Genomic DNA, 22684 nt, shown 5'->3' with positions numbered 1-22684 from the left:
GCACCCCGGGGGGCGGTGCCCGCCGGGCGGGCCGGCGGCGGCGCCGCGCCCCCCGGGACGAGGCCGCGACGATGACCCTGATCGCGCACCTCACCGAGCTGCGCAACCGCATCGCCAAGGCGCTGCTGGCGCTGCTGCTCGCCACCGCCGTCGCGTTCTGGTGGTACGAGCACGGCCTGGGCGACTTCATCCGCGCGCCGTACTGCGGCCTGCCGCCCGACCTGCGCTACGGCGGGACGGCCGACGGCGGGTGCGGGCTGCTGATCACCGACGTGTTCGGCGGCGTGTTCATCCGGCTCAAGGTCAGCTTCCTGGCCGGGGCGGTGCTGTCCGCGCCGGTCTGGCTCTACCAGCTCTGGGCCTTCATCACCCCCGGCCTCAAGCGCAACGAGAAGCGCTACGGGGTCGCCTTCGCCGCCGTGTCCACGACGCTGTTCGCGCTGGGCGCGGTGCTGGCCTACGTCTCGCTGTCGGCCGGCCTGGAGCTGCTGCTGGGCCTCGCCGGCGAAGGCACGGTGATCGCGCTCACCGCCCCCGACTACATCGGGTTCATGCTCTCCCTGCTGGTGGCCTTCGGGGTCAGCTTCGAGGTGCCGCTGGTGGCGGTGGCCCTCAACCTCGTCGGCGTCCTGAGCTACGAGGCGCTGCGCGCCGCCCGGCGGTGGATCTTCTTCCTCACGGTCGTGTTCGCCGCCTTCGTCACCCCGACGCAGGACCCGTTCACCATGATCCTCATGGCCTGCCCGATGATCGTGCTCTTCGAGCTGGCCATCCAGCTGGCGCGGTTCGTCGACCGCCGGCGGGCCCGGCGGGACGCCGCGGAGCACTTCCACGAGCTGGACGACGACGCCGCCTCGCCGCTGGACGCCGCGCCGTCGGAGCTGGACGTGGCGCCGACGGCGTACGGCGACCGGGAGCGGGCCGACGACGTGCCGCGGCTGGGGTCCGGCGGCCGCTGAGCCCGGGCGCCCGGCGGTCAGCCGGCGGCCCCTACTGCCGCCACGACCGTTATCCCCAACTAGGGCGCGGGATGCACCGGACGCGCCGTGCGGCGGCGACACGCCTAACGTGGAGGGCATGTCCAGCCCCGCTGAGCGCTACGCGGCTGCCCGGCGGCGGAGCGCCCATCCCGCGCTGGCCGACTTCACCGCGGAGCTCGGCTTCTCCCTCGACCCGTTCCAGGTGCAGGCCTGCGAGGCCCTCGACGGGGGCGCCGGCGTCCTGGTCTGCGCCCCGACCGGCGCCGGCAAGACGGTGGTGGGGGAGTTCGCCGTCCACAAGGCCCTCGCCGAGGGGCGCAAGGCGTTCTACACGACCCCGATCAAGGCGCTGTCCAACCAGAAGTACAACGACCTCGTCGGCCGCTACGGCGAGGCCCGGGTCGGCCTGCTGACCGGCGACAACGCGATCAACGGCGACGCGCCCGTGGTGGTGATGACCACCGAGGTGCTGCGCAACATGCTCTACGCGGAGTCCCCGGCGATCGACGGGCTGGGCTACGTCGTCATGGACGAGGTGCACTACCTGGCCGACCGCTTCCGCGGCGCGGTGTGGGAGGAGGTGATCATCCACCTCCCGGCCTCGGTGACCCTGGTGTCGCTGTCGGCGACGGTGAGCAACGCCGAGGAGTTCGCCGACTGGCTGGTCACCGTCCGCGGCCACACCGAGGTGGTGGTCAGCGAGATCCGGCCGATCCCGCTGTGGCAGCACATGCTGGTCGGCAACCGGGTGTTCGACCTGTTCAGCCTCCGCCCGGCCGCGCACGCCGCCGAGCAGGGCGACACCCCGCGCGGGCAGTCCACCCGGGAGCGCGGCGCCAGCGTCGTGGACCCCGAGCTGGTGCGCTACGTGCGCGAGTACGAGCGGCGGATCGACTCCTGGGGCGGCGGGAACGGCGGGGCCCGCCGCGACCGGGGCGACTGGCACAAGCCGCGGTACCGGCCGCCGGCGCGCCCCGACGTCATCGAGCGGCTGGACCGCGACGGCCTGCTGCCGGCGATCACCTTCGTGTTCAGCCGCAACGGCTGCGACGCCGCGGTCGACCAGTGCCTGCGGGCCGGGCTGCGGCTCACCGACGAGCACGAGCGCGCGGAGATCGCCGCGATCGTCGACGAGCGCACCGGCTCGCTGCCCGAGGAGGACCTGCACGTCCTCGGCTTCTGGGAGTGGCGCGAGGGCCTGCTGGCCGGGATCGCCGCGCACCACGCCGGCCTGGTGCCCGCGTTCAAGGAGACCGTCGAGGAGTGCTTCGTCCGCGGCCTGGTCAAGGCGGTCTTCGCCACCGAGACCCTGGCGCTGGGGATCAACATGCCGGCGCGCACCGTCGTCCTGGAGCGGCTGGTCAAGTGGAACGGCGAGGCGCACGTCGACGTGACGCCGGGGGAGTACACCCAGCTCACCGGCCGGGCCGGCCGGCGGGGCATCGACGTGGAGGGGCACGCCGTCGTCGTCTGGGCGCCGGGCACGGACCCGGCGGTGGTCGCCGGGCTGGCCAGCACCCGCACCTATCCGCTGCGGTCGAGCTTCCGGCCGAGCTACAACATGGCGGTCAACCTGGTCAGCTCGTTCGGCCGGGCCCGCGCGCGCGAGCTGCTGGCCTCCTCCTTCGCCCAGTTCCAGGCCGACCGGTCGGTCGTCGGGCTGGCCCGCGCCGCGGCGCGGCACGAGCAGGACGCCGGGCGCTGGGCCGCCGAGATGCAGTCCGCGGGCGGTGACGTCGCCGGGTACGCGCGGCTGCGCCAGGAGATCGCCGACCGGGAGAAGGAGCTGTCCCGCGACTCGGCCGCCAAGCGCCGGCTGGAGGCCTCCGACGCGCTGGCCGCGCTGCGCCCCGGGGACGTCATCCGGGTGCCGTCGGGACGGCGGCAGGGGTTGGCCGTCGTCCTGGACCCCGGCGTCACCGACCTCGGCGAGCCGCGCCCGCTGGTGCTCACCGAGGACAAGTGGGCCGGCCGGCTGGGCACCGTCGACTTCCCGACGCCGGTGTCCGCGCTGGCCCGGGTGCGCGTGCCGAGGAACTTCAACCACCGCAGCCCGCACGCCCGCCGCGACCTGGCCGCGACGCTGCGCAACGCCCGGGTGGAGAACGACCTGGGCGCCCGGCGGGTCCGGCAGCGGTCGGCGGCCGCAGACGACCCGGTGCTGCACGACCTGCGCCGGGCGCTGCGGGCGCACCCCGTGCACGCCCTGCCCGACCGGGAGGAGCGGGTACGCGCCGCCGAGCGCTGGCTGCGCGCGACGCGGGAGGCCGAGGCGACCCACCGCCGGATGGCCGAGCGCACCGGCTCGCTGACCCGCCAGTTCGACCGCACCTGCGACGTCCTCGAGGAGCTGGGCTACCTGGTGCCCGACCCCGCGGCGCCGTCGCTGGTGGAGGGCGCCGACCCGGTGGACCACGAGGTCGCCGACGAGTCCCCGGTGGCCACCGAGGACGGCCGGCGGCTGGCGCGGATCTGGTCGGAGGCGGACCTGCTGGTCGCGGAGTGCCTGCGCTCGGGGGTGTGGCGCGGGCTGACCCCCGCCGAGCTGGCCGCGGCGGTGTCCACGGTCGTCTTCGAGGCCCGGCGGGAGACCCCGGGCCAACCCGCCGTCCCCAGCGGCCGCGCCGGTGCGGCGATCGGGGAGATGCGGCGGATCCGCTCCCGGCTGCAGGACGTCGAGCTCGACCACGGCGTCCCGCCCACCCGCGACCTGGACCTGGGCTTCGCCTGGGCGGCCTACCGCTGGACCGACGGGCAGAGCCTGGACCGGGTGCTGGCCGGCGCCGAGCAGGCCGGCACGGAGCTGTCCGGCGGGGACTTCGTGCGCTGGGCCCGGCAGCTGCTGGACCTGCTGGACCAGCTGGCGAAGGTCGCCGACAGGCCGCTGGCCGCCACCGCCCGGACGGCGGTGGAGCGGGTCCGGCGCGGCGTGGTCGCCGTCGCGGTGGGCGGCTGAGGCCGGCGTGGCACCATCGGCCCGGCTCCGGTGCCCTGCGGACCCCCGACGGGAGCGACGATGACCCACCCGCCGCACGGCGGCCCCCCGCCGGGCGAGCCCGGCCCAGCGGGGGCGCAGCCGCCGCCGTGGCCGGCCCCGCCGTGGGGTCAGCAGCCGGCGGCCCCCCAGCCGGGCTGGGGCCCGCCGGCACCGGGTCCGTACGGCCCGCCGGGTCCCGGCCCCGGCCACCCCCAGCAGCCGTACCCCTGGCAGCCGGACGGGCCGCCACGGGGAACGGCGCCGCCGGCCGGCCCGCGCCCGCCGCGCCGCGGCCTGGTCACCGGCATCGTCGTGCCGGCGGTGCTGCTGCTGGTCGCCGTCGTGGCCGCCCGGCTGCTCGGCGACACCGTGCTGGACACCGGCGCGGTCGAGGAGGCCGTCGCCGAGCAGTTCGAACGGCGCGAGGGCGTGGCGGTGGAGCTCAGCTGCGACGACGAGATGCAGGTCGAGCAGGGCGCGGCCTACGAGTGCACCGGCACCACCGCCGACGACGAGCCGGTCACCCTGCGCATCGTCATCACCGACGAGGACACCGCGGCCTACACCTGGGAGGAGGTCTGAGCGCCTAGCCGAGCGCGTCGGCCGGCCAGCCCAGGGCGGCCCCCAGCCGGCGCAGCGAGGACCCGATGCCGTGCGCGGCGGCCAGGCCGGCGAGCGCGCCGGGGTCGGCCGGACGGCGGGGGAGCGCACCGTCCACCGCCGGCAGGTCGACGTCCCGGGCCACGGCCACGACCACGGGGGCGGCGTCGAGGTAGTCCGCGCCCGCGTGCAGCCGCTTGAGCACCGCGGCCGTCAGGGGCGGCTTCGGGACGACGGTGCGCGCGGCGGCCGCCCGCACGCCGGCCAGGTCGCCGAACTCCGTGACCAGCGCGGCGGCGGTCTTGGCGCCGATGCCGGCCACGCCGGGCAGGCCGTCGCTTGGGTCCCCGCGGAGCACCGCGAAGTCCGCGTAGGACCGCCCGGGGATGCCGTACCTCGCGGTCACCGCAGCCTCGTCGACCAGCTCGATGTCGCCGATCCCGCGGGCGGTGTAGAGCACCCGCACGCCGCGCTCGTCGTCCACCAGCTGGAACAGGTCCCGGTCGCCGGTGACCACGTCCACCGGGCCCCGGGCGCGGGTGGCCAGCGTGCCGATCACGTCGTCGGCCTCGTAGCCGGGGGCGCCGACCCGCGCGATGCCGGCCGCGGCGAGCACCTCGACCAGCACCGGCACCTGCGGGGCGAGCTCGTCGGGCGCCTCCTCGCCGCCGTCGGGGGACAGCCGGTGCGCCTTGTAGGACGGCAGCGCCGCGACCCGGAACGCCGGCCGCCAGTCGTCGTCCCAGCAGGCCACCAGCCGGCCGGGGGCGTGCGCGCCGACCAGCCGGGCGGTCATGTCCAGGAAGCCGCGGACGGCGTTGACCGGGCGCCCGTCGGGGGAGGTGACGCTGGTGGGGACGCCGTGGAAGGCCCGGAAGTAGAGGCTCGCGGCGTCCAGCAGCATCGTGGTCACGACCCGGGACGGTAACGACCCGGCGCCCGCGGTCCCAGCCCCTGGTTACGCTGCGCAGTGTGCCCACGCCGATCGCCGCCGCGCCGCTGGTGACCCCCGACCGCGTGTCCGCCGCGCGCGACCTGGCCGCCGCGGCAGGCGTCGACCTGCTCGTCACGACCCCGGGCTCGGACCTGCGCTACCTGTGCGGCTACGACGCCCACGCGATGGAGCGGCTCACCGCGCTGGCGGTCCCGCGGCAGGGCGAGCCGTTCCTCGTCGTCCCCCGGCTCGAGGCGCCGATGGTGCGGGCCAGCCCGGCCGGCGGGCTCGGCCTGGAGGTGCTGGCCTGGGACGAGACCGACGACCCGTTCGCCCTGCTGGCGCACGTGGCCACGGCCCGCCTGGGGTCCGCACCGGCGCGGGTCGCCGTCGGGGACCGCACCTGGGCGCTGCACGCCCTCGGGGTGGCCGGCGCGCTGCCCGGCGCGCGGCTGGAGCTGGCGAGCCCGGTGCTCGACCGGCTGCGGAGGGTGAAGACGCCGGCGGAGGTGGCCGAGCTCGCCGCGGCCGGCGCGGCCATCGACCGGGTGCACGCCCGGATGGGCGAGTGGCTGCGGGTGGGCCGCACCGAGGCGGAGGTGGGCGCGGACATCGCCGCGGCGATCCTCGCCGAGGGCCACGTGGCGGTGGACTTCACGATCGTCGGGTCCGGGCCCAACGGGGCCAGCCCGCACCACGAGCTCTCCGGGCGGCAGGTGGCCGAGGGCGACGTCGTGGTCGTCGACATCGGCGGGCAGACCGCCACCGGCTACCGGTCGGACTGCACCCGCACCTACGCCGTCGGCCGGGCGCCCGGGGCCGAGGTCGCGGAGTGGTACGCCGTCCTGCAGCAGGCCCAGGCCGCCTCGACCGCCGCCGTCCGCCCCGGCGTGACCGCCGAGCAGGTGGACGCCGCGGCGCGCGACGTGATCGCCGCCGCCGGGTGGGGGCAGTACTTCATCCACCGCACCGGGCACGGCATCGGGCTGGACACCCACGAGGCGCCCTACATCGTCGCGGGCAACGACCTGCCGCTGGAGCCCGGGATGGCCTTCTCCGTGGAGCCGGGCATCTACCTGCCCGGCCGCTGCGGGGCCCGCATCGAGGACATCGTCGTCTGCACGGACGACGGCGTCACCGCACTCAACGTGGGGCCCCGCGAGCTCGCCGTCCTCCCCGGCTGACCCCGGGGAGCCCGCGCGGGCCCGGCTGGACACCTGGTCGAACATGTGTTCGGATGGCCGGCATGCGGTGGGACGCGCAGCGGCTGGACGCCGACGAGCCGGGGACGCTGCCCGGCATGCCGTCGGTGCGCGGGCTGCTGCGCAGCGTCCAGGTGCCGGAGTTCCCCGGGCTGACCTTCCACGAGGTGCGCAGCCGCAGCGCGCTCAACGAGGTGCCCGGCGACTCGCCCATGCCGTTCCGCTGGACGATCAACCCCTACCGCGGATGCAGTCACTCGTGTGTGTACTGCTTCTCCCGCAGCACCCACCAGTGGCTGGAGCTGGACACCGGCCGGGACTTCGACACCCAGGTCGTCGTCAAGACCAACCTGGCCGACGTGCTGCGCCGCGAGCTGGCCCGGCCCTCCTGGCGGCGTGAGCACGTGGCGCTGGGCACCAACACCGACCCCTACCAGCGCGCCGAGGGCCGCTACCGGCTGATGCCCGGCATCGTCTCCGCGCTGGCCGGCTCGGGCACGCCGTTCTCGATCCTGACGAAGGGCACCCTGCTGCGGCGCGACCTGCCGCTGCTGGCCGCCGCGGCCCGCGACGTCCCGGTCGGGCTCGGCGTCTCGCTGGCGGTCCGGGACGACGCGCTGCACGCCTCGCTCGAGCCCGGGGTGCCCAGCCCGCGGGCCCGCCTGGAGCTGGTGCGGGCGATCACCGACGCCGGCCTGCCCTGCGGGGTCTTCCTCGCCCCGGTGCTGCCCGGGCTCACCGACGGGCCGGCCGACCTGGACGCCACCCTGCGGGACATCGCCGAGGCCGGCGCGACCGGTGTCACCGTCGTCCCGCTGCACCTGCGCCCCGGCGCCCGGGAGTGGTTCTCCGCCTGGCTGGCCCGCGAGCACCCGCAGCTCGTCCCGCGCTACCGGCAGCTCTACCGCCGCGGGGCGCTCGCGGCGCCGGAGTACCGCAGCCGGCTGACCGAGCGGGTCGCCCCGCTGCTGGCCCGGCACGGCCTGGACCGGCAGGCCGGGGGAGCGGCCCGCGGCGCCGGCGGCACACCGGCGGGCATCCCCGGCGACGGGGACAGCGACTTCCCGGCCGGCAGCCTGCCGGCGACCCGCCCGGCGGCCCCGCGGTCGCGGCCGGCGCCGCCGCCCGCCGTCGAGCAGCTGACGCTGCTCTGAGGCCGGTGGTGGCAGCACGGGCGGGCCCCGCGCGGCGTACTGCCGTTATCCCCAACTGACGCGTCACCATCACCGGGAAGACGGCACACGCAACGACGGGGAGAACGGCCGCAGGTCAGGCCCGGCGGCCGATGGCCTCCCGGGCGGCCCGCGCGATGCTGCGCCGGGCGCGGACGGCCCCGCGGGGGGCGACCGGCTCGGCTCCCGCCGCGAGGGCCAGGCGCCGGTAGGAGTCGTAGGAGAGCGTCAGGTACTGCACGGCGAGCGCGTCGACCTCCTCGCGCCGGGACGGGGGGGCGGTGAGCCGGAGGTGGTGGGCGGTCCGGACGGCGTGCTTGGCGAAGGTGACCTGCAGCGCCTGGCTGGACAGCCGGGCGCCGACCGCCGAGGCCGGGCCGGGTCCGCGGCGCAGTGCGGGCAGCACCCACGGGCTGTCGGCGAGGGCGGGGAAGCGGGCCCGGCAGTCCTCCCAGGCGTGCCAGGCGGTGAGCGCGCCGGGCACCGACCACTCGCCGTCGTCGGTGCGGACGACGACCCGCCGGGCGGTGGGGGACACCTGGTCGCGGCGCAGCGTGCGGAACTGGCCCACGGTCGCCGGCCAGCCCAGGGCCAGCGCGCACCACGCGACGGTGCGCAGGTGCTCGGGGTCCTCACTGCGCACCTGGGACAGCGGCCGCAGCTCCAGGGTGAGCGGGTCGGGCTCCGGCGTCCGGACCGTCGGCAGCGCGATGCCGCCGTACCGGGCCACCTTGCTGTAGAGGGCCACGGTGGCCGGCTTCCAGCCGCGCGCCGCCGCGACCGGGTCCATGCCCTCCTCGGCGAGGGCGTCGGGGCCCATGCCCACCTCGAGGGCGGCGTCCACCAGCCGGCGCCACTGCACCTCGTAGCCCGGCGGGACGGGGAGGCGCTGCCAGGCCCGCTCCGGTGGCGGGGCCGGCATCGCGGGCAGGGGCGGCGTCCAACGGGCGACCATGCCGTGCACACTACCGTTATGCCGAACAAGTGAGCAAAATACACACAGGAGGAAGACCAACACCGACAGGGAAAGCCACCGCGACGACCGACCCGGTGGTGGGCGCCGGCGCGCGGCGATCCCGCCCGGTGACGATGCTGGTCGCCGTGCGGACGGTGGGCGTCGAGGAGGAGCTGCTGGTCGTCGACCCCGCGGGGCGGCCGGTACCGCTGGGTCCGGCCGCGCTCGAGGTGGCGGCCGGCCGGGGGGAGGGCGAGACCGTGTCCGAGCACGACCGCGCCGAGGAGCAGGACGACGCGGCGGCGGACCCGGTCGGCAGGCTGGTGCCCGAGCTGAAGGCCCAGCAGCTGGAGTTCGGCACCCGCGTCTGCACCGCCCTGGACGACGTCGCCGGCGACCTGCGGCACTGGCGGGACCGGGCGGACGCAGCGGCCCGCGGCGCGGGCGCCCGGGTGGCGGCGCTGGCCAGCTCCCCGGTGCGCGTGGAACCCCTGGACACCCCCGGGCGGCGGTACGCGCGGATGGCCGACACCTTCGGCCTCACCGCCGCCGACCAGCTGACCTGCGGCTGCCACGTGCACGTCTCGGTCGAGGACGACGAGGAGGGCGTGGCGGTGCTCGACCGGGTCCGCGTCTGGCTGCCGGTGCTGACCGCGCTCACCGCCAACTCGCCGTTCTGGCTGGGCGAGGACAGCGGCCACGCCAGCTACCGGGCCCAGGCGTGGGGCCGCTGGCCGTCCTCGGGCCCCAACGAGCTGTTCGGCGACGCGGCCGGCTACCACCGGCTGGTCGCGGACCTGCTCGCGACGGAGACGATCGTGGACGCCGGGATGGTCTACTTCGACGCCCGGCTGTCCGAGCGGTGGCCCACGGTGGAGGTGCGGGTCGCCGACGTCGCGCTGCACGCCGAGGACGCGGTCACCCTCGCCGGCCTGGTGCGCGGGCTGGTGGAGACCGCGGCGGGGGAGTGGCGGGCCGGGCTTCCGGCGCCCGCCGTCCGCAGCGAGGTGGTGCGCATGGCCGCCTGGCGGGCCAGCCGCTCCGGCCTGGGCGGGGACCTCGTGCACCCGGCCACCGGCCGGCCCGCACCGGCGGTGGAGGTGGTGACCGCGCTGCTGGGGCACGTGCGGCCCGCGCTGGCGACCGCCGGCGACGAGCGGCGGGTGGCCGACGGGGTCGCCGCCGTCCTCGACCGGGGCACCGGCGCGGACCTGCAGCGGCGGGTGTTCGCGCAGACCGGGGACCTGACCGCGGTCGTGCGCGCCGCGGTGGAGGCGACCCACTCCTGAGGGCGGCGCCGGGGGACGGCGGCTACTGTCCCGCCATGCACACCGCCCGCTGGCGCGACGCCGTCCGCCGGGACCTCTTCGGCCGCCGCCCGGACCCCCGCGACCGCGCCTACCGGACGGTCATCCGGCTGGTGCTCGTCGCGTTCCGGCTGCTCGGCTTCCGCTTCGACGTCCGCGGCGCCGAGCACGTGCCGGCGACCGGCGGCGCGGTGGTCTGCAGCAACCACGTCAGCTACCTGGACTTCACCTTCCTCGGGCTGGCCGCGCTGCCGCGGCAGCGGCTGGTGCGGTTCATGGCCAAGGAGTCGGTGTTCCGTCACGGCGTCTCCGGGCCGCTCATGCGGTCGATGCACCACATCCCGGTCGACCGCCGGGCCGGGGCGGCGGCCTTCGACCTCGCCGTCCGCGCGCTCAAGGACGGCGAGGTGGTCGGCGTCTTCCCGGAGGCGACGATCAGCAGCAGCTTCCGCGTGAAGGACCTCAAGGCGGGGGCGGCGCGCATGGCGATCGACGCGGGCGTCCCGGTGCTCCCCGCGGCGGTGTGGGGCGGCCAGCGGGTGTTCACCAAGCACCACCCGATCGAGCTGCGGCGCGGCGTCGCGGTCACGGTGGTCCTGGGCGAGCCGATCCACCCCGAGCCGGGGGAGGAGCCGCGCCGGCTGCTGCAGCGCATCCGCGCGGCGATGGAGGAGCTCGTGGACCACGCGCAGCGGACCTACCCACAGCAGCCGGCCGGCCCGGAGGACCGGTGGTGGCAGCCGGCGCACCTGGGCGGCACGGCGCCGACGATGGAGGAGGCCGCGCGGCTGGACCACGGCGACGTGCGCGGCACCCGCCCCCGGACGAGCCCGCTGGGCCGGATCAGGGCCCTGGTGCGCCGCCGCCCGACCCGCTGAGCTACTCCACCACCGCCGGGGCCACCAGCCGGAAGGCGTCGAGCTCGACGTCGTACCACCGGCGCACCCGGCCCAACGGGGTCATGTCCAGCCGCGCGCAGACGGCCGCCGAGGCGGTGTTGCCGGGCCGGACGACGGCGTAGACCTCCGGCAGTCCCGCGGCGAAGGCCCGGTCGACCACCGCCCGCGCGGCCTCGGTGGCGTAGCCGCGGCCCCAGCTGTCCGGGTGCAGGTGCCAGCCGACCTCCACCTCGCCCACCCCGCGGGGCAGCGGCTTGAGCAGCACCGTGCCGGCCACCGTCCCGTGCCCCGCGACCTCCAGCGCCCACACGCCGGAGCGGCCGTCGGCCCGGCCGACCGCACGCCAGCGGGCGACCAGCTCCAGCGGCGGCACCGACGGCGGGCCGCCCAGCCAGCGGGTGACCTCGTCGCGGCCGTAGAGGTCCAGCAGGCGCGCCAGGTCCGCCCGGCCGGTCGTCCAGGCGCGCAGCCGCAGCCGGGCGGTGCGCAGCTCCGGACCGTCGGCCCCCACGCCGTCCTGCCTACCGCCGGGACCCCGCGGCGGCCACCGGACGCCGGACCCCGCCCACCGGCCGCGGACGGGGCCGTGGTGTCCTTCCTCCCCGGGCGCGGACGGCGCCCGCGACGGAGGGGCGGCCTGTGACCGAGAGCCTGCTGGTCACCGACGTGACGGTGGGCGATCGCGCCGGCCGGGCGCTGCTGGTGCGGGACGGCCGGGTCGCCTGGCTGGGCGACGCCGCCGGTGCACCGGCCGCCGACCGGCGGGTCGCGGGGGAGGGGGCGCTGCTCACCCCGGCGTTCGTCGACGCCCACGTGCACGCCACTGCGACCGGCCTGGCCCTCACCGGCCTCGACCTCCACTCGAGCCTGAGCCTCCGGGACGCCGTGGCGGCGCTCCGGGCGCACGCCGCTGCCACGCCGTCCGGGATCCTGCTGGGCACCGGCTGGGACGAGACCGGCTGGCCGGAGGGCCGCGGCCTCACCCGGCACGACGTGGACGCCGCCGTCGGCGACCGGCCGGCCTACCTGGCGCGGGTCGACGTCCACTCCGCGGCGGTCTCCACGGCGCTGCTGGACCGGGTGCCGGGCATCGCCGGGATGCCCGGCTCCGACCCCGGCGGGCAGCTGCGCCTGGACGCCCACCACGCCGCCCGCCGGGCCGCCTACGGCGCGGTGGACCCCGGGCAGCGCCGCGCCGCCCAGCGGGCGGCCCGCGCGGCGGCCGCGGCCCTGGGCGTCGGCAGCCTGCACGAGATGGCCGGCCCGGAGGTGTCCGGCGCCGACGACCTCGCCGGGCTGCTGGCCCTCGCCGCCGCCGAGCCCGGGCCCCGGGTGCTCGGCTACTGGGGCGAGCTCGCCGAGCGCGGCGGGCTGGACGTGGTGCGCGAGCTGGGCCTGGCCGGCGCCGGGGGCGACCTGTTCTGCGACGGCGCGCTGGGCTCGCACACCGCGGCGCTGCACCGGCCCTACAGCGACCGGCCCGACACCGCCGGGCACCTGAGGTTCGACGCGTCGTCGCTGGTCGACCACGTCCGCGCCTGCACCCGCGCCGGCGTGCAGGCCGGCTTCCACGTCATCGGGGACGCCGCGGTCGACCAGGTGCTCGCCGCCGTCGGCGCCGTCGTCGAGGAGCTCGGCGCGGCCGCGGTGCGCGCCTGCCGGCACCGCCTGGAGCACGTCGAGCTGACCGGTCCCGACGCCGTCGGGCGGATGCGGGAGTGGGGGATGGTCGCCAGCGTGCAGCCGGCCTTCGACGCCGCCTGGGGCGGGGACGCCGGCATGTACGCCGAGCGGCTCGGCGTCGACCGCGCGCTGGCCGCCAACCCCTTCGCCGACCTCGCCGACGCCGGTGTGCCGCTCGCCCTGGGCAGCGACGCCCCGGTCACCCCGCTGGACCCGTGGGGCGGGGTGCACGCCGCGGTCGACCACCGCACGCCGGCGTCGGGGCTGCGGCCCTTCGACGCGTTCGACGCCGCGACCCACGGCGGCTGGTACGCCGCCCGCGCCGAGCACCCGCAGGGGCCGCTCGCCGTGGGCGCGCCGGCCGACCTGGCGCTGTGGGCGACGGGGGAGACGCTGTCGGCCGTCCTCGCCGGCCGCAGCCGCCCCGCCTGCCGACTGCTGGTCGTCGGTGGTCACTCGCTACAGCCGCTGTAGCGGCGCGGACGGTGTTCCCGCGTGCCCTCCCGCGCGCGGGAGCCACGCGCGGTGATCGGGATGGGATGCTGGGTCAGGTCAGTGGCCGGGGGTCCCCGGCCGCACGGGTGCAGGGAGGCGCGGGTGCCGTCAGCGACACCGACCGGCACCCTGCCGCGGCCTGCCGGGGCCGCCGGGCCGGCCCGGGCGCGGACCCCCCGGCGGCTGCCCTGGCGCACCGCGCTGGCCGCCGCCGCCGGGCTGCTGCTCCTGCTGGCCTTCCCCGGGTGGTCGCTGTGGTGGCTGGCGCCGCTGGGGCCGGCAGCGCTGACGCTGGCCGTCTCCGGGCAGCGTGCCCGCGCCGGCGCCTGGCTGGGCCTGGTCTGCGGGCTGTGCTGGTTCGTGCCGCTGCTGTCGTGGAGCGGCATCTTCGTCGGCGCCGTCCCGTGGCTGGCGCTGGCCGGCGCGCAGGCGGTCTTCCTGGCGCTGCTCGGCGCGGCGACGGCGGCCACGTCCCGGCTGCCGCTGTGGCCGCTGTGGGCGGCCGCGCTGTGGGTGGCCCAGGAGGCATTGCGCGGGCGGGTGCCGTTCGGCGGGTTCCCCTGGGGCCGGCTGGGGCTGAGTCAGACCGAGGGCCCGTTCCTCGCGTTCGCCGCCTACGGCGGGGTGCCCCTCGTCGGCTTCGCGATCGCCCTCACCGGCACGCTGCTGGCCGCCGCCGCCCGGTCGTCGGCCCGCGGCGCGCGCAGGGGTGCCGCGCTGGCGCTGGCCGGCGCGCTGGCCGTCCCGGCGCTCGGCGGGCTGGCCTGGCTGCCGCTGCCCGGGTCCTCGCTCACCGAGGGCGGGCCGGTGCGGACGGTCGCGGTGGTCCAGGGCGACGTCCCCCAGCCGGGCCTGGAGTTCAACGCCCGCCGCCGGGCGGTGCTGGACAACCACGTCGGGCAGACGGTCGCGCTCGCCGAGGCCGTCGCCGCCGGCGAGCAGCCCCGGCCGGACCTCGTCGTCTGGCCGGAGAACAGTTCCGACATCGACCCCTACCGCAACGCCGACGCGGCCGCCCAGATCACCACCGCCGCGCGGGCGATCGGCGCACCGATCCTGGTCGGGGCGGTCGTCGGCGGGCCGGGGGAGTATGTCAGCAACACCGCGGTCGTCTGGGACCCAGAGACCGGGCCGGGGGACACCTACGTCAAGCGGCACCCCGTCCCGTTCGCCGAGTACATCCCGCACCGGGACTTCTTCCGGCTGTTCAGCGACAAGGTCGACCTGGTCCGCCGGGACTTCGCCGCCGGCGACGAGGTGGGCCTGCTCGAGCTCGGCGGGGCGCGGGTCGCCGACGTCATCTGCTTCGAGGTCGTCTACGACGGCCTGGTGCGCGACGGCGTCCGGGCCGGCGCCGGGATGATCGTCGTCCAGACCAACAACGCCACCTTCGGCTACACCGCCGAGAGCGAGCAGCAGGTCGCCGCCGCCCGGGTGCGGGCGGTCGAGTTCGGCCGCCCGGTCGCTCTGGCCTCCACCAGCGGCATCTCCGCGGTCATCGCCCCCGACGGCTCGCTGGCCGCCTCCTCGAGGTTGTTCGAGTCCGCGGTGTTCGTCGAGGAGATCGCGCAGCGGGACACCGCCACCCCCGCCGAGTGGCTGGGGGCCGGTCCCGAGTGGCTGCTGGCGGCTCTGGGCGCCGGCGCGCTGCTCGCGGTGGCCGGGCCGGGGCTGCGCCGCCGGCGGGCCGGGCGGGCGGCGGCATGAGCGGCATGCGGGTACTCGTCGTCGTCCCCACCTACGACGAGGTGGAGAACCTCGAGCCCACTCTGGAGCGGCTGCACGCCAGCGTCCCGGACGCGCACGCGCTCGTGGTGGACGACGGCTCGCCGGACGGCACCGGGGAGCTCGCCGAGAAGCTGGCCGCCCGCGACCCCCGGGTGCACGCGCTGCGGCGGGCCGCGAAGACCGGCCTGGGCCCGGCGTACGTGGCCGGCTTCCGCTGGGGCCGGGAGCGCGGCTACGACGTCCTGGTGGAGATGGACGCCGACGGCTCGCACCACCCCGAGCAGCTCCCCGGCCTGCTGGCCGCCCTCGCCGACGCCGACCTGGTGCTGGGCTCCCGGTACGTCCCCGGCGGCGCGGTGGAGGACTGGCCGCTGCACCGGCTGCTGCTCTCCCGGGCCGGCAACACCTGGACGCGCTGGTCACTGCGGCTGCCGCTGGCCGACGCGACCGGCGGCTTCCGCGCGGTCCGCGGCGAGCTGGTCGACCGGCTGCCGTTCGACGACGTGGCCAGCCAGGGCTACTGCTTCCAGGTGGACTGGGCCTGGCGGGCGGTCCGGGCCGGCGCCCGAGTGGTCGAGGTGCCCATCACCTTCACCGAGCGGGCGTACGGCAGGAGCAAGATGAGCCGTTCGATCGTTCAAGAGGCGTTGGTACGGGTCACCTGGTGGGGCCTGCAGGACCGGCTGGCCGACCGGCTGCCGGGCCGGGTCCGCCGTCCCGTGCCCGGACGCGTCCGCGACGGCGGGCGGTCGACCGGGGTCCGGTGAGCGGACCCGGCGGCCGCGGGCCGGTGCGGGGGAGAGGGAGAGCCGTGGGACACCGCGTGCGCGTGCTGGCCGCCCTGTGGGTCGTGGCCGAGGTCGTCGTCCTCGTCCTGGTGTCCTCCTGGATCGGCGTGGGCTGGACCCTGCTGGCCGCCCTGGGCACGACCGCCCTGGGCTGGGCGCTGCTGGCCCGGCAGGGCACCCGGGCACTGGCCGAGCTGCGCGAACGGGCCCGCGAGCGGCGCCCGCCGGGGCGCGCCCTGGGCGACGCCGGGCTGATCGCCGCCGGCGGCCTGCTCATGGTGCTGCCGGGCTTCATCGGGGACGTCGTCGGGCTGCTGTGCCTGCTGCCGCCGACGCGGTTCCTCGTGCGCGGGCTGCTGGCGCGGGCCGTCGTGTCCCGGTTGCCGGTCGAGCTGCGCGGCCCGGTCCGGGTGCGCAGCGCCCGCGCCGAGTGGGCCCGGTACCCGGGCGGCCCGCCCGGCGCCGGGCCGCGGGCCTCGGGGTCGCACGCCTCGGGGCTCGGGCGGCCGCTGGTCATCGAGGGCGAGGTCGTGCGGGACGAACCGGTCCGCGACGACCGCGCCTGACCGGGCCGGGGGGTCGCCCCCGCCCGTCTCGCTGAGTTGGTCATGGGGTGGGTGCCCGACCGGACGGCGTGTCACCGCGCGTGTCTCCCGCAACAACTCCATGACCAACGGGCGAGGACCGCTCGGCCGGGCGAGGGGACGGGCTCCGGACCCGAGACGCGGAACGGCCCCGGTGGGGATCCCACCGGGGCCGTCCTGCGTCGTGCGGGTCGCTCAGCTGGCGCGGGTGCGCCGGCCGCGGAGCACCTCGAGGCGCTCGGCCAGGACCTCCTCGAGGTCCTCCACCGAGCGGCGCTCCAGGAGCATGTCCCAGTGCGTCCGCGGGGGCTTGACCTTCTTGGGGGCCGGCTCGGTGCCCCCGACGAGCTTGGCGGCCGACCCGTCGAACTTGCACTCCCAGGTGTCGGGGAGCTCGGCGTCGTCCGCGAAGGGCACGGTGAACAGGTGGCCCGAGGGGCACCGGTACTCCGCGTACTGCCGCTCGATCGGCGCGGTGTTCCGCTCGGTCTCGTAGCTCACGCTGCCCAGTCGGCTGCCCCGCAGGGAACGCTCGCCCATGGCACACCGTCCTCTCGTGCTGATGGTGGTGGTCCGTACGCACCGTCGCAGCAGGTCACTACCCACTGAGCGGCGGGATCACGAGGACCAACGACAGAGTTCGCGAAGAGATTCCGCGCAATCGGTCCCGAATCATCGCATGGGGTGGTATTGCGACCGCCGACGCCCCCCCTGACGGGGGAGTCCCGGGCCTCCCGGCGCCGCTCAGGGGAGGGGCAGCTGCCGCGGACCGGCCACCACGACGGTCCGGTCCTCCCGCGGCGGGGACGACGGACAGCAGGGTGGCGCCGGGTCCAGGGGCAGGGCCGTCACAGGCGCTCCGGCGGGGTGTTGCCGGCGGCGAGCACGGCGCGGCGGACCGGCAGCGCGGCCAGCGCGGCGAAGCCGGCCACGAAGAACACCACCAGGCTGACGATGGCCAGCCGGTAGGAGCCGGTCAGCTGGTAGGTCAGCCCGAACGCCAGCGGGCCCAGCCAGCTTGTGCCGCGGTCGCTGATCTCGTAGAAGCCGTAGTACTCGGCCTCCTTGCCGGCCGGGATGAGGTGGCTGAACAGCGACCGGGACAGCGCCTGGGTGCCGCCCTGCACCAGGCCGATGACGGCGGCCAGCGCGTAGAACTGCCCGACCGCGCCGGCCTGCAGGGAGAAGGCGGCGACCAGCACGCCGATCCAGGCCAGCAGCGCGCCGAGCACGACCCGCTTGGCGCCGTAGCGGGCGGCCAGCCGGCCCAGCCCCAGCGCACCGGCGATCGCCACCACCTGGACCATGAGGAGCGCGCCGGTCAGCACCGACTGCTCCAGGTCCAGCTCCTCGACGGCGTAGGTGGCCGACAGCGAGATCACCGTCTGGACGCCGTCGTTGTAGAGCAGGTAGGCGCCGAGGAACCACAGGGTCAGCGGGAAGGCCCGCATCTCGCGCATCGTCGTCGCCAGCTGGTGGAACCCGCTGCGCGGGCGCCCGGCGGCGCCGCGCACCGGCCGGTTGCGCAGCCGGGAGACGGTGAAGACGGTGAACGCCCCCCACCACAGGCCGGCGGTGGCCAGGCAGATCCGCACCGCCTCCCCGGTGCTCAGGCCCAGGGACGGCGCCCCGAGGACCAGGCCCAGGTGGACGGCGAGCAGCAGCGCGCCGCCGACGTAGCCGAACGCCCACCCGCGGCTGGACACCACGTCGCGCTCCTCGGGGCCGGCCAGGTCGGGCAGCCACGAGTAGTAGACGACGGTGGCCGCGCCGAAGCTGATGTTGGCCACGACGAACAGCACCGCGCCGAGCACGTAGCGGCCGTCGGCGACGAAGAACAGCCCGGTCGTGGCCAGCGCCCCCAGGGTGGCGAAGCCGGCCAGCAGCTGGCGCTTGCGCCCGGTGCGGTCGGCGACCGCCCCGGTCAGCGGCAGCACCAGCACCTGCAGCAGCACCGACGCCGACAGCACGTAGGAGAACCAGCTCCCCGGGGGGATGCCCAGCCCGAGGAACCCCAGCCTCCCGTCGGGGCCGGCCGCGTCCTCGGCCACCGCGGTGAGGTACGGGCCCAGGAAGACCGTGGTGACGCTGGTGTTGAACACCGACATCGCCCAGTCGTAGGAGTACCAGCCGAAGCGCTCGCGGCGGAGGGCCTGGTCGGCCGGGGGCGGCGGGTGCCCGGTGGTGGCGGCGGTCGTCACGGCCGCAGGGTGTCAGCCGGGGTGGGGGCCGTCCAGCAGGGGCTGGTCACGCCGGGATGTCGCCGCCGGTCACGCGGCCGGCCGCCCGGTCCACTGCCCGCGGCGCAGCAGCAGGTCGCGCAGCATCGCGGGCCGGTCGGTCATGACGCCGTCCACCCCGAGGTCCAGCATCCGCGTCGCCTCCTCCTCGGTGTCGACGGTCCACACGTGCACCTGCAGGCCCTGCGCGTGCGCCGCGGCGATGAACCGCTCGTCCACCAGCGCCCGGCCACCGAGCTGCAGCGGCACCTGCGCGCAGCCGGCCGGGATGCGCACCAGGCCCGCGGCCCGGGGGGAGTAGGAGGACAGCCGCAGGGCCGCGACCCCCCGCGGGCCCAGCGAGGTGCACACCTCCGGGCCGAACACCCGCCGTGCCGCGGCCACCCGGGCGTCGGAGAAGGACCCCACGCAGATGCGGTCGGCGACGCCCAGCCGGCGGACCGTCCGGGCGAGGGGCGCCACCACGCCGGGTGCCTTGACGTCGAGGTTGAAGCGGACGTCGGACCAGGCGCCGAGCAGGTCCTCCAGGCGCAGCACCGGCTCGCGCCCGCCGATGCGGGCCGCGCAGAGCTCCGCCCAGGTCAGCTGGTCGACCCGGCCGGTGCGGTCGGTGACCCGGTCGAGGACGGCGTCGTGGAAGACCACCGGCACGCCGTCGGCGGTCACCCGGACGTCGGTCTCCAGGTACCGGTACCCCATCGCCACGCAGGCCTCGAAGGCCGGCAGGGTGTTCTCCAGGTGTTCGATGGCCCCGCCGCGGTGGGCCATCGCCAGGGGCGTCGGCCCGTCCAGGAAGGCGTACCGGGCCGGGACCACCCCGACACGCTAACGCCGCAGGTCCGGGCGCCGGCCGCGGCCTCGACCCATCGCGCGCTGGTGCGGAGGTGTGCCGGGAGCACCGACCCGGCGTGTCCTGCGGTCCTGTCGGTACCGGCGTCTACCGTGCGCAGCGTGGCACAGCGAGACGGGGTCCGGGCGATCCACGAGGCGTCCCCCGGAGCGGTCCCGCCCGCCGCGGACCGGGGGGCCGGCGGCGAGCGCCGCTGCGGCTGGTGCCGCCGGGTGCTGCCCCAGCAGGGGTCGGTGGGGCGGCCGCGCCAGTACTGCGGCCAGGCCTGCCGCCAGCGGGCCTACGAGCAGCGCGCCGCGACCACCCGCGCCGGGCTGTCCGGTGACGTCGTCCTGGTCACCCGTGCCGAGCTCGACGGCCTGCAGGACAGGCTCTACCAGCTGCGCTGTGCCATCGAGGACGTGCAGACCCTGCTCGGGGAGCGGCACACCAAGGCGGAGCTGGAGCGGTCCCTGCACGACCTGGTGCGCGCCACCGGCCGGCTCGACCGGCTCTGGGTCAGCGAGCGCGCCGCCGGCTGAGCGGGCCCGCAGCCGGGCTCAGCCGTCGTCGGAGTCGTCGTTGCCGTTGCCCTGCTCGACGCCGTCCTCCTGGTCGTTGTTGTCGGGCAGGTTGTCCCGCGACGGGTCGTTCTCGTCGTTGTTCTCGGTGTTGGGAGCGGTCCCGTCAGTGGTGCCGTCGCTCTGCTCGCCGCTGCCAGCAGCCGAGCAGGCCGTCATCGTCGTGCCACCTCCGAACAACGCCAGGGCGGTCAGGAGCGCGGCGGTCGGGCGTCGGAGTTGCATGGCATCGACCCTATGCAGCAGCCGTGCCGCGTGCCCGTCGAAGGACACCGATCCTCCCGGTATAACGTCACAGTGACGTAAGTGGCCTGGTGTGAGCGGGTCCGGGGGAGGACGACCCCGGTGCCGTCCGCGTCATCCACACGTGCCGCCGGACCGTCCCCGGGGTGGGATGGTGGCTGACCGACGTGTCGGCCGGGTCGGCGACGACGGCCGGAGGTGCCGGAGGTGCCGGCGCCGGACGGCGCCGGCACCTCCGGCCGGCGCCGGCCGCGCCGGGACGACGTGCGGCGGCGGCGGCGGTTCCAGGGTCACCGTCGCCGGGTCGCCGTCGGTGCACGGCGGCCGACGCGGCTCCGACGTCGACCGATCGGCGCACCGGATCAGCGCACGAACAGGTCGACGTGTCGGCGAGTCGGCATGACACCAGGACGACCGTCCGGTAGGCCTCGAGCCCCGCTCGGCACCTCCGGACCTCCAACGCCGATAATGCACATTATGTCAGGTAGTGGAGGGCAAAACCACTCCTCCGTCAGCCGAGCGTGCGCACGCCGTAGGCCGCGAAGCGCCGGTCGGCCGTGACGATCACCAGCCTCGGCGCACCGCCTGGGACGTGCGTGTCCAGCAGCAGGGTCACGTGTCCGCGTCACCGCTGAAGGCGGCGATCAGCTCCTCGGGCGTCTCGTCGAAGTCGTCCGCCATCCAGCCCTGACCCCGCCATGCCCCCGGGCGGCTGCGTGCGGATGCCGACCGGGACGAGCCGAGCGACCGGTCTGCCGGCACGGGCGATGACGACGTCCTCCCCTGCCGCGACCGCCTCGAACAGCCGGGAGAGGTGGGTCTTCGCCTCGTGGACGTCGACGGTCGTGGACACGTGACCAGCCTATGACCAAGTCGGACCAGGTCAGCACGTCGAGCGGCGGACCACCCCCCTCACCTCTTCTTCGTCACGTGACGAGATGCCCTGCACCGAGACGGACGGGCCGGGACCTGGTCCCGCACCTGACGCGCGTCCGCGCCTCCGACTCAGCGGCTGGAGACGGCCACGCGCAACCCGAGCGCGACGAGCACCGTCCCGCTGACCGCCTCCAGCCGGCGGCGGGTCCGCGGCCGGCGGAACCAGTCCCCTGCCCGCGCGACGCCGGCGGCCAGGGTCAGGTAGAGCCCGGTCTCCAGGGTGACCTGCAGCAGGCCCAGCAGCGCGGTCGTCGCGAACACCGACCCGTCGGCCGGCACGAACTGCGGGTGGAAGGCCATCATGGAGACGGCGGCCTTCGGGTTCGCCAGTTGCACCAGCCGGCCCTCGCCGAAGGCCCTCCACCAGCCGCGTCGCGCCACCGGCTCGGGCGCGACGACGACCTCGCCGCGGTCCCGCCAGGCGGCGCACCAGGCGCGGACGCCGAGGACCAGCAGCACCGCCGCGCCCACACGTACAGCCCGGCCTCCAGGCCCAGGACGGTCGGGACGGCGGCCGGCAACTCGCGCAGCGCCGCCCGCCGGATGACGAGCGCCATCGCCGGCCCGGGTGAGACCGAGATGAGCAGCACCGCCAGCACGAACGCGGGCAGCGAGGTGACGACGTCGATGACGGGGATGGTGGCCCCCCCTCCCCCGTGTGGCCGACGGGTTTCGCCGGCCGGCCTCCGGTGGTCGTCGTCTTGTGCTTTCCCGCCGAATTCGTTAGTTGATGTGTTCGGGATAACGGATAAGCACGGCAGGGGACCACGGTGTCCTCCCGACATCGGCAGCCCGTACGACCGGGTGGACCGGCGTTCACAGCCGGCTGGGGTTGACTCCGCTCGTGGACCTCGTCGCGCAGCTCTGGGCCCGGGTCAGCACTCCCCTGCCCCCGTTGCCGACGGCCGTCCTGCTCGGCGCCCTGGTCGCGGCCGTCGCCGTCGTCCTCTCCCCCGCCCTGTGGCGGCCGGCGCGCACCGTGGTGACCATCGCCCACGAGGGCGCGCACGGGCTGGTGGCCCTGGCCGCCGGACGCCGGCTGGCCGGCATCCGGTTGCACTCGGACACCTCCGGGCTGACCGTCTCCGCCGGGCGCCCCACCGGCATCGGGATGGTGCTGACCTGCGCCGCGGGCTACACCGGCCCGGCGCTGTTCGGGCTCGGCGCCGCGGCGCTGCTGGCCGCCGGGCACGCCGCACTCCTGCTGTGGGCGCTGCTGGCCCTGCTCGCGCTGCTGCTGGTGCAGATCCGCAACTGGTACGGGCTGTGGACGGTGCTGGCCACCGGCGCCGTCGTCCTCGCCGTGACCGGGTGGCTGCCGCCGGCCGGGCAGGCCGCCTTCGCCGCCGCGGGCACCTGGTTCCTGCTCCTGGCCGCCCCGAAGACCGTGCTCGAGCTGCACCGCACCCGCCGCCGTCGGGCCGCGCCGGACTCCGACGCCGACCAGCTGGCCCGCCTCACCCGACTGCCCGCCCTGCTGTGGGTGGCGGTCTTCCTGCTGGTCGACGTGGGCGCGCTGCTGCTCGGCGGCTGGTGGATCCTCGGCTGAGG

The 22684-nt window shown here is 76.6% G+C and carries 22 protein-coding genes; 13 read left to right on the top strand and 9 right to left on the bottom strand.

Features of this window, described 5'->3' with window-relative positions; all coding sequences use genetic code 11:
- Nucleotides 1-71 precede the first annotated feature (71 nt).
- From tatC to CHB98_RS04085, 3 genes are all read left to right on the top strand, one after another.
- Nucleotides 72-959 carry a twin-arginine translocase subunit TatC gene (gene tatC, locus CHB98_RS04095; RefSeq protein ID WP_245820921.1) on the top strand — a complete coding sequence of 296 codons (888 nt, stop codon included), beginning with the start codon at nt 72-74 and terminating at the stop codon, nt 957-959.
- A 118-nt stretch (nt 960-1077) separates the two neighbouring features.
- Nucleotides 1078-3936: a DEAD/DEAH box helicase gene (locus tag CHB98_RS04090; protein WP_089304783.1), complete on the top strand. Its 2859-nt coding sequence runs from the start codon at nt 1078-1080 to the stop codon at nt 3934-3936.
- 60 nt (nt 3937-3996) lie between these two features.
- Nucleotides 3997-4539, top strand: coding sequence for a DUF4333 domain-containing protein (locus CHB98_RS04085; RefSeq protein WP_089304335.1), 543 nt, complete (start codon nt 3997-3999; stop codon nt 4537-4539).
- 4 nt (nt 4540-4543) lie between these two features.
- Here CHB98_RS04085 and CHB98_RS04080 read toward each other — a convergent pair whose 3' ends face one another.
- The gene (locus tag CHB98_RS04080) at nt 4544-5461 is read right to left on the bottom strand and encodes a 5'-3' exonuclease (RefSeq protein WP_089304782.1); all 918 of its coding nucleotides are present in this window, start codon (nt 5459-5461) and stop codon (nt 4544-4546) included.
- Nucleotides 5462-5529: 68 nt separating this feature from the next.
- Here CHB98_RS04080 and CHB98_RS04075 point away from each other — a divergent pair, with 68 nt between their 5' ends.
- Both CHB98_RS04075 and CHB98_RS04070 read left to right on the top strand, forming a co-directional pair.
- The gene (locus tag CHB98_RS04075; RefSeq protein ID WP_245820920.1) at nt 5530-6675 is read left to right on the top strand and encodes a M24 family metallopeptidase; all 1146 of its coding nucleotides are present in this window, start codon (nt 5530-5532) and stop codon (nt 6673-6675) included.
- 53 nt (nt 6676-6728) lie between these two features.
- Nucleotides 6729-7847 carry an Rv2578c family radical SAM protein gene (locus CHB98_RS04070; protein ID WP_245820919.1) on the top strand — a complete coding sequence of 373 codons (1119 nt, stop codon included), beginning with the start codon at nt 6729-6731 and terminating at the stop codon, nt 7845-7847.
- Nucleotides 7848-7962: 115 nt separating this feature from the next.
- On the opposite strand, the gene CHB98_RS04065 is transcribed toward CHB98_RS04070, so the two are convergent.
- A complete protein-coding gene (locus CHB98_RS04065; RefSeq protein ID WP_089304334.1) occupies nt 7963-8820 on the bottom strand; it encodes a hypothetical protein in 858 nt (285 codons plus the stop codon).
- Between the two features lie 134 nt (nt 8821-8954).
- Here CHB98_RS04065 and CHB98_RS04060 point away from each other — a divergent pair, with 134 nt between their 5' ends.
- A complete protein-coding gene (locus CHB98_RS04060; protein WP_089304779.1) occupies nt 8955-10109 on the top strand; it encodes a glutamate--cysteine ligase in 1155 nt (384 codons plus the stop codon).
- A 35-nt stretch (nt 10110-10144) separates the two neighbouring features.
- Complete coding sequence (locus CHB98_RS04055) at nt 10145-11005, top strand: lysophospholipid acyltransferase family protein (protein WP_089304333.1); 861 nt, start codon at nt 10145-10147, stop codon at nt 11003-11005.
- A gap of 1 nt (nt 11006) precedes the next feature.
- On the opposite strand, the gene CHB98_RS04050 is transcribed toward CHB98_RS04055, so the two are convergent.
- A complete protein-coding gene (locus CHB98_RS04050) occupies nt 11007-11537 on the bottom strand; it encodes a GNAT family N-acetyltransferase (RefSeq protein ID WP_089304332.1) in 531 nt (176 codons plus the stop codon).
- Nucleotides 11538-11665: 128 nt separating this feature from the next.
- Between CHB98_RS04050 and CHB98_RS04045 the strand changes: the two genes are divergently transcribed.
- From CHB98_RS04045 to CHB98_RS04030, 4 genes are all read left to right on the top strand, one after another.
- The gene (locus CHB98_RS04045) at nt 11666-13183 is read left to right on the top strand and encodes an amidohydrolase (protein ID WP_089304331.1); all 1518 of its coding nucleotides are present in this window, start codon (nt 11666-11668) and stop codon (nt 13181-13183) included.
- 123 nt (nt 13184-13306) lie between these two features.
- Entirely contained in the window at nt 13307-14911 is a 1605-nt protein-coding gene (gene lnt, locus CHB98_RS04040) for an apolipoprotein N-acyltransferase (RefSeq protein WP_089304330.1), read from the top strand.
- A 5-nt stretch (nt 14912-14916) separates the two neighbouring features.
- Entirely contained in the window at nt 14917-15699 is a 783-nt protein-coding gene (locus CHB98_RS04035; protein WP_245820918.1) for a polyprenol monophosphomannose synthase, read from the top strand.
- A 44-nt stretch (nt 15700-15743) separates the two neighbouring features.
- Nucleotides 15744-16286: an FxsA family protein gene (locus tag CHB98_RS04030; RefSeq protein ID WP_089304328.1), complete on the top strand. Its 543-nt coding sequence runs from the start codon at nt 15744-15746 to the stop codon at nt 16284-16286.
- 213 nt (nt 16287-16499) lie between these two features.
- On the opposite strand, the gene CHB98_RS04025 is transcribed toward CHB98_RS04030, so the two are convergent.
- From CHB98_RS04025 to CHB98_RS04015, 3 genes are all read right to left on the bottom strand, one after another.
- Nucleotides 16500-16844, bottom strand: coding sequence for an RNA polymerase-binding protein RbpA (locus tag CHB98_RS04025; RefSeq protein ID WP_089304327.1), 345 nt, complete (start codon nt 16842-16844; stop codon nt 16500-16502).
- Between the two features lie 308 nt (nt 16845-17152).
- Nucleotides 17153-18505 (bottom strand): MFS transporter, encoded by a 1353-nt coding sequence (locus tag CHB98_RS04020; RefSeq protein ID WP_089304326.1) that lies wholly within the window; start codon nt 18503-18505, stop codon nt 17153-17155.
- A gap of 69 nt (nt 18506-18574) precedes the next feature.
- Nucleotides 18575-19360, bottom strand: coding sequence for a glycerophosphodiester phosphodiesterase family protein (locus CHB98_RS04015; protein ID WP_089304325.1), 786 nt, complete (start codon nt 19358-19360; stop codon nt 18575-18577).
- Between the two features lie 135 nt (nt 19361-19495).
- Between CHB98_RS04015 and CHB98_RS04010 the strand changes: the two genes are divergently transcribed.
- Nucleotides 19496-19915, top strand: coding sequence for a hypothetical protein (locus tag CHB98_RS04010; protein ID WP_245820917.1), 420 nt, complete (start codon nt 19496-19498; stop codon nt 19913-19915).
- 18 nt (nt 19916-19933) lie between these two features.
- On the opposite strand, the gene CHB98_RS04005 is transcribed toward CHB98_RS04010, so the two are convergent.
- From CHB98_RS04005 to CHB98_RS03995, 3 genes are all read right to left on the bottom strand, one after another.
- Nucleotides 19934-20179: a hypothetical protein gene (locus tag CHB98_RS04005; protein WP_143424933.1), complete on the bottom strand. Its 246-nt coding sequence runs from the start codon at nt 20177-20179 to the stop codon at nt 19934-19936.
- Nucleotides 20180-20822: 643 nt separating this feature from the next.
- Nucleotides 20823-21050, bottom strand: a complete 228-nt coding sequence (locus CHB98_RS04000; RefSeq protein ID WP_245820916.1) for a type II toxin-antitoxin system Phd/YefM family antitoxin — start codon at nt 21048-21050, stop codon at nt 20823-20825.
- Between the two features lie 152 nt (nt 21051-21202).
- Complete coding sequence (locus CHB98_RS03995; protein ID WP_218822235.1) at nt 21203-21604, bottom strand: LysE family translocator; 402 nt, start codon at nt 21602-21604, stop codon at nt 21203-21205.
- Between the two features lie 373 nt (nt 21605-21977).
- Between CHB98_RS03995 and CHB98_RS03990 the strand changes: the two genes are divergently transcribed.
- Entirely contained in the window at nt 21978-22682 is a 705-nt protein-coding gene (locus tag CHB98_RS03990; RefSeq protein ID WP_089304323.1) for a M50 family metallopeptidase, read from the top strand.
- Nucleotides 22683-22684 lie beyond the last annotated feature (2 nt).

The sequence above is a fragment of the Geodermatophilus pulveris genome (assembly GCF_900188375.1).
GTDB classification, from domain to species: Bacteria; Actinomycetota; Actinomycetes; order Mycobacteriales; family Geodermatophilaceae; genus Geodermatophilus; species Geodermatophilus pulveris.
The sequence above is the reverse complement of the archived record's forward strand: the minus strand, read 5'-3'. Positions and strand labels throughout refer to the sequence as shown.

What these genes read in the sequence shown, in the direction of transcription:
- tatC (WP_245820921.1), top strand. Translation starts at nt 72, where the DNA reads ATGACCCTGATCGCGCACCTCACCGAGCTGCGCAACCGCATCGCCAAG.
- CHB98_RS04090 (WP_089304783.1), top strand. Translation starts at nt 1,078, where the DNA reads ATGTCCAGCCCCGCTGAGCGCTACGCGGCTGCCCGGCGGCGGAGCGCC.
- CHB98_RS04085 (WP_089304335.1), top strand. Translation starts at nt 3,997, where the DNA reads ATGACCCACCCGCCGCACGGCGGCCCCCCGCCGGGCGAGCCCGGCCCA.
- CHB98_RS04080 (WP_089304782.1), bottom strand. Translation starts at nt 5,461, where the DNA reads ATGCTGCTGGACGCCGCGAGCCTCTACTTCCGGGCCTTCCACGGCGTC.
- CHB98_RS04070 (WP_245820919.1), top strand. Translation starts at nt 6,729, where the DNA reads ATGGCCGGCATGCGGTGGGACGCGCAGCGGCTGGACGCCGACGAGCCG.
- CHB98_RS04065 (WP_089304334.1), bottom strand. Translation starts at nt 8,820, where the DNA reads ATGGTCGCCCGTTGGACGCCGCCCCTGCCCGCGATGCCGGCCCCGCCA.
- CHB98_RS04060 (WP_089304779.1), top strand. Translation starts at nt 8,955, where the DNA reads ATGCTGGTCGCCGTGCGGACGGTGGGCGTCGAGGAGGAGCTGCTGGTC.
- CHB98_RS04055 (WP_089304333.1), top strand. Translation starts at nt 10,145, where the DNA reads ATGCACACCGCCCGCTGGCGCGACGCCGTCCGCCGGGACCTCTTCGGC.
- CHB98_RS04035 (WP_245820918.1), top strand. Translation starts at nt 14,917, where the DNA reads ATGCGGGTACTCGTCGTCGTCCCCACCTACGACGAGGTGGAGAACCTC.
- CHB98_RS04025 (WP_089304327.1), bottom strand. Translation starts at nt 16,844, where the DNA reads ATGGGCGAGCGTTCCCTGCGGGGCAGCCGACTGGGCAGCGTGAGCTAC.
- CHB98_RS04005 (WP_143424933.1), bottom strand. Translation starts at nt 20,179, where the DNA reads ATGCAACTCCGACGCCCGACCGCCGCGCTCCTGACCGCCCTGGCGTTG.